Here is a 4,670-nt window from a genome sequence, read left to right as displayed (position 1 = left end):
ATCGCCGGCAAGCCGGCTCCTACAATGTGCGAGGTGTTACACCGATTGGCGTTTTTGCAGCCAACTCAGGAATCCGCCTTTCTTGATCGGCACCGGTTTGGCCAGCAACGCCAACCGACTGTTCTGCTGCCGTACCGCCTGCAACTTGTTCAACGCCCGACCCACCTCAACCCGCTGTTCCATGCAACTGCGGGTCAGGGATTTGTCGATCCGGTAGATGATGCACGAGGTCAACGCGGTGAACGTGGCCTGCGACGGTGTATCGGTGAGGATGCTCTGTTCACCCATCACCTCGCTCGGCCCCATGCGCCCGGCCTCGGTTTGCCCGGCGCCGTCCGGTACTGTCGCGCTGACCACGCCCGTGGCGATGACCATCAGGCTGTCCGGCACTTCTCCCAGTTCCAGCACCACCTGGCCTGCCGCGTACTGCTGCGCGACCATCGAATGGGCCATTCGGTCGCGTTCGTCTTCGCTCAGGGAACGGAAGACTTTCACCTCGTCCAGCAAGGACCGCGCGCGGGATGTCGGTTCGATCACGCCGTCGAGCTGTCGGGAAATACCCGCCGCTTCGAGGTGCCGATGGGCGAGGTCGAACAGTTGATTGCGCACTTCGCTTTTCTTGCCGAGTTCGGCGATAAACCCGCTGGCCACGTATTCGGACATGGTTTCGCCGGCCTCTTTCAGCACGGCTTTCGGCGCCGGGTTGAGCAGCAGACTGCTGCTGCCTTGAAGCGTGCGGTCCAGTGCCTCCAGCACCCGACGCGGACGGATGTGGTTGGGCACCTGGATGCTGATCGACACACCATGCATGTTGCCGGGGCGGCTCAGGTTGACGATCTTCGCTTTGGCCGCCACCGAGTTCGGCACCACCGCCGTACTGCCGGCGCTGGTCAGCAGGTGAGTGGCGCGCCAATCGATGTCGAGCACCTTGCCCTCGACGCCGTCGATCACGATCCAGTCATCCACCTGATACGGCTTGGTGGTGTTGAGCACGATCCCGGAAAACACATCGCTCAGGGTGCTTTGCAACGCCAGGCCGACGACGATTGCCACCACCCCGGACGTCGCCAGCAGACCTTTCACCGGTAACTCCAGCACGTAACCGGCAGCGGCGACGATGGCGATCAGAAACACCAGCGCGCCGATGACGTCCTGCAGCAACCGCCCGCTGTGCCCGATGCGCCGCATCAGCAGCAGGCCGATAACTTCGGTGAGCACACGTGCGGCGTACAGCCACCAGAGAATCCCCAGCGCCGTAGCGCCCAGTTGCGCCACGCGGTCGTCTGCCAACAGCGGCGCCTGCAACGGGCTGACGCCGGCGTTGATGATGAGCGCGCTGAACATCAGAAACAGTGCGAGGCGCACACCGACCCGCGTGACGCGATGCTTGAACGGCGCGACGTGCCAGAGCACGGCGTCGATGACCAGCAACAGCGCACTCCAGGACAGCAGATGACCGTAGATGAGGGACATGGAAGAACTCCGGAAGACTGATTTTTTTGTAGGAGCCGGCTTGCCGGCGAAGGCGTACTTGAGGGCGCCTTCGCGAGCAAGCTTCGCTCCTACAGTTGAACTGTGTGAACCCGATCCCCTGTAGGAGCCAGGCTTGCCGGCGAAGGCGTACTTGAGGGCGCCTTCGCGAGCAAGCTTCGCTCCTACAGTTGAACTGTGTGAACCCGATCCCCTGTAGGAGCCAGGCTTGCCGGCGAAGGCGTACTTGAGGGCGCCTTCGCGAGCAAGCTTCGCTCCTACAGTTGAACTGTGTGAACCCGATCCCTTGTAGGAGCCAGGCTTGCCGGCGAAGGCGTATTTGAGGGCGCCTTCGCGAGCAAGCTTCGCTCCTACAGTTGAACTGTGTGAACCCGATCCCTTGTAGGAGCCAGGCTTGCCGGCGAAGGCGTATTTGAGGGCGCCTTCGCCGGCAAACGGAGCGCCGCCCGGCCGCTCCTACAGAAAAGCCCCTCGCACGATGATCGTGGGAGGGGCGAGGGGACTCAGTTCAGATGAGTCTTGAGTTCCAGCGCGGCCTGACGCACCGCCGCTTTCACTTCCGGAATCTGGCTCAGCGGATTGAGCAAGCCGAAGTCATGAATCATCCCGTTGTAACGCACCGCCGTGACCGGCACACCGGCCGCATCGAGGTGGCGGGCATAGGCTTCACCTTCGTCACGCAACACGTCGAACTCGGCGGTCTGCACCAGCGCTGCCGGCAAGCCCTTGAGCTGTTCGGCGCTGGCCTGCAACGGCGAGGCGTGGATCTGCGCACGCTCGGCCTGGTCGGTGGTGTAGTTGTCCCAGAACCAATTCATCATGCCTTTGGTGAGGAAGTGGCCTTCGGCAAATTGCTGGTACGAGCCGGTGTCGAACTGTGCGTTGGTCACTGGCCACATCAACAGCTGGAAGCGCAACGCCGGGGCTTTCTGTTCCTTGGCCATCAATGCCACGACCGCCGCCATGTTGCCACCGACGCTGTTGCCGGCCACGGCGAGACGCTTGCCGTCGACGCCGATGTCCTTGCCATGCTCGGCCACCCAACGGGTCGCGGCGTAGGCCTGGTTGATCGCGGTCGGGTAGTGCGCTTCCGGCGACGGCGTGTAATCGACATACACCGCGACGGCACCGGAGCCGACCACCAGGTCATGAATCAAGCGTTGGTGAGTCGGGTAATCGCCCAGCACCCAGCCGCCACCGTGGAAGAACATGAACACCGGCAACTCACCTTTGACCTTGGCCGGGCGCACGATTTTCAGGTTGATGGTTTGACCATCGACCTTGATTGCACGATCGCTGACGTCCACACCCGACAGATCAACCTTGACCGAGTTTTGCGCACCGGTCAGCACCGCACGGGCGTCTTTCGGGCTCAACTGCTCAAGCGGTTTACCGCCACCGGCGGCGAGGGCTTCGAGGAAGGCTTGAGTGTTGTGTTCAACGCCTGGGCTGCCAGCGGCAAAGGCGTTGCCGACGGAGAGGGCGAGCAGGGAAGCGGTCAGGGTTTTTTTGACGAGGTTCATGAGCAAATCCTTTTTAATTAATTAGAGATTGGTTACCTAAGGGTCAGGTTGCTGCTGCGCTGGGACTCAGGCCTCAGCAACACCGTGGACATAGATTAATAGGGTGCTCGAAAGGGAAAAAGCGGCTATAAAGCGTTTAACTGTCAACCGGAAAGTGACAATGAACCCGTTCGAAGATATGCGTATTTTTTGCCAGGTCATGGACTCCGGCAGCTTCACCTCGGCCGCCGATCAATTGGGCCTGTCCAAACAGTTCGTCAGCCGTCGCTTGATGCAACTTGAAGAACGCCTGGGCGTACGGTTGCTCAACCGCTCCACGCGGCGCCTGGACGTCACGCCGCTGGGTCAGAGTTATTACGAGTCGGCGTTGCGCTTGCTCAGCGAAGTCGAGCAGGTGGAACAGGGCATCGCCAGCCAGACCACCGAACCGCGCGGCACCATTCGCGTGAGCGCGCCGTTGTCGTTTGCGGTGGCGCATCTGGGGTGTTTGCTGCCGGTGTTCTTGCAGCGTTATCGCGATGTCACGGTGGAAGTGGATTTGAGCGACCGCCCGGTGGATCTGCTCAGCGAGGGTTACGACCTGGCGTTGCGCATTGGCATCCTTGAAGACTCGACGCTGATCGCCCGCCGCATCGCTTCGATCCAGCGGGTGTATTGCGCCAGCCCGGCTTACCTGGCCGAGCGCGGAACGCCGGGTAAACCCGAGGACCTGCACACGCACGACTGCCTGCCGTATGGCCATGGCCGCCAGGTGCAATGGCGTTTTGAAGGGCAGGGCAAGCCGCTGGCGGTCAACGTGACCGGGCGGATGCGGGTCAACAACGGTGAGTTGCTCAGGGATGCGGCCATTGCCGGGATGGGGATCACGTACCTGCCTACCTTCATTGTCGGGGCGGCGTTGAAGGATGGGCGGCTGGTGCCGGTGCTGGATGAGTTTCGCCCGCAGCCGCTGACGTTGTCGGCGGTGTACCCGCAGCATCGCCAGAGTTCGCGACCGGTGCAGGCGTTGATCGAGTTTCTGCGCGAGCGGCTGGATCAGGCTGAAGAAATTTTATAGAGCACAGCACATTTCCAATGTGGGAGCGAGCCTGCTCGCGAAAGCATTTTGTCATTCAACATTGATGTCGTCTGACACTCTGCCTTCGCGAGCAGGCTCGCTCCCACAGGGGCTTGTGGCGAACCTTTGTTCAGGGGTGATCAGGACCTTTTGTCATCACCCGGCTCGCCACCGACGTGCACGCCGTGGTCGTCACCCGGTTCACCGCCGACATGAACGCCGTGGTCATCGCCGATTTCGCCGGCGCGATGAACGCCGTGGTCGTCACCGATTTCACCGGCGCGATGAACGCCGCGGTTGTGGCCGACTTCACCGGCATGATGAACGCCGTGGTCGTCACCGATTTCACCGGCGTGATGAACGCCACGGTTGTGGCCGACTTCACCGGCGTGATGAACGCCGTGATCGTCTCCCGGTTCGGCATGGGTGCCGCTGCGACCGGATGAGGCGGTGTTACCGGAATGTCCCGAGCCATGGTCGTTGCCACTGTGACCGCTGCCGCTATTGCCGCCGCCGTTTCCACCGTGACCGCTGCCGCCATTGCCGCCACTGCCACTTCCGCCGTGGCCACCGCCGTTGCCGCCGCCACCGTTTCCACC

General features: G+C 62.0%; 4 protein-coding genes. 1 reads left to right on the top strand and 3 read right to left on the bottom strand.

Annotated features, from left to right (window positions below):
• Positions 1-36: 36 nt before the first annotated feature.
• Complete coding sequence (locus KGB27_RS30955) at positions 37-1,473, bottom strand: mechanosensitive ion channel family protein (protein ID WP_223557362.1); 1,437 nt, start codon at positions 1,471-1,473, stop codon at positions 37-39.
• A gap of 521 nt (positions 1,474-1,994) precedes the next feature.
• Positions 1,995-3,014, bottom strand: a complete 1,020-nt coding sequence (locus KGB27_RS30950) for an alpha/beta hydrolase (RefSeq protein WP_008032696.1) — start codon at positions 3,012-3,014, stop codon at positions 1,995-1,997.
• A gap of 160 nt (positions 3,015-3,174) precedes the next feature.
• Here KGB27_RS30950 and KGB27_RS30945 point away from each other — a divergent pair, with 160 nt between their 5' ends.
• Positions 3,175-4,071 (top strand): LysR family transcriptional regulator, encoded by an 897-nt coding sequence (locus KGB27_RS30945; protein ID WP_223557361.1) that lies wholly within the window; start codon positions 3,175-3,177, stop codon positions 4,069-4,071.
• A gap of 140 nt (positions 4,072-4,211) precedes the next feature.
• Here KGB27_RS30945 and KGB27_RS30940 read toward each other — a convergent pair.
• On the bottom strand, positions 4,212-4,670 hold a 459-nt coding region (locus KGB27_RS30940; RefSeq protein WP_223557360.1), incomplete at its 5' end, for a hypothetical protein.

Origin of the sequence: Pseudomonas sp. BF-R-01, assembly GCF_019946615.1 — a bacterium.
Classification (GTDB): Bacteria; Pseudomonadota; Gammaproteobacteria; order Pseudomonadales; family Pseudomonadaceae; genus Aquipseudomonas; species Aquipseudomonas migulae.
This window is presented reverse-complemented; position numbering and strand designations above follow the sequence as displayed.

Excerpts from the sequence above, each read along its gene's own strand:
- KGB27_RS30950 (WP_008032696.1), bottom strand. The coding sequence starts at position 3,014 with ATGAACCTCGTCAAAAAAACCCTGACCGCTTCCCTGCTCGCCCTCTCC.
- KGB27_RS30955 (WP_223557362.1), bottom strand. The coding sequence starts at position 1,473 with ATGTCCCTCATCTACGGTCATCTGCTGTCCTGGAGTGCGCTGTTGCTG.
- KGB27_RS30945 (WP_223557361.1), top strand. The coding sequence starts at position 3,175 with ATGAACCCGTTCGAAGATATGCGTATTTTTTGCCAGGTCATGGACTCC.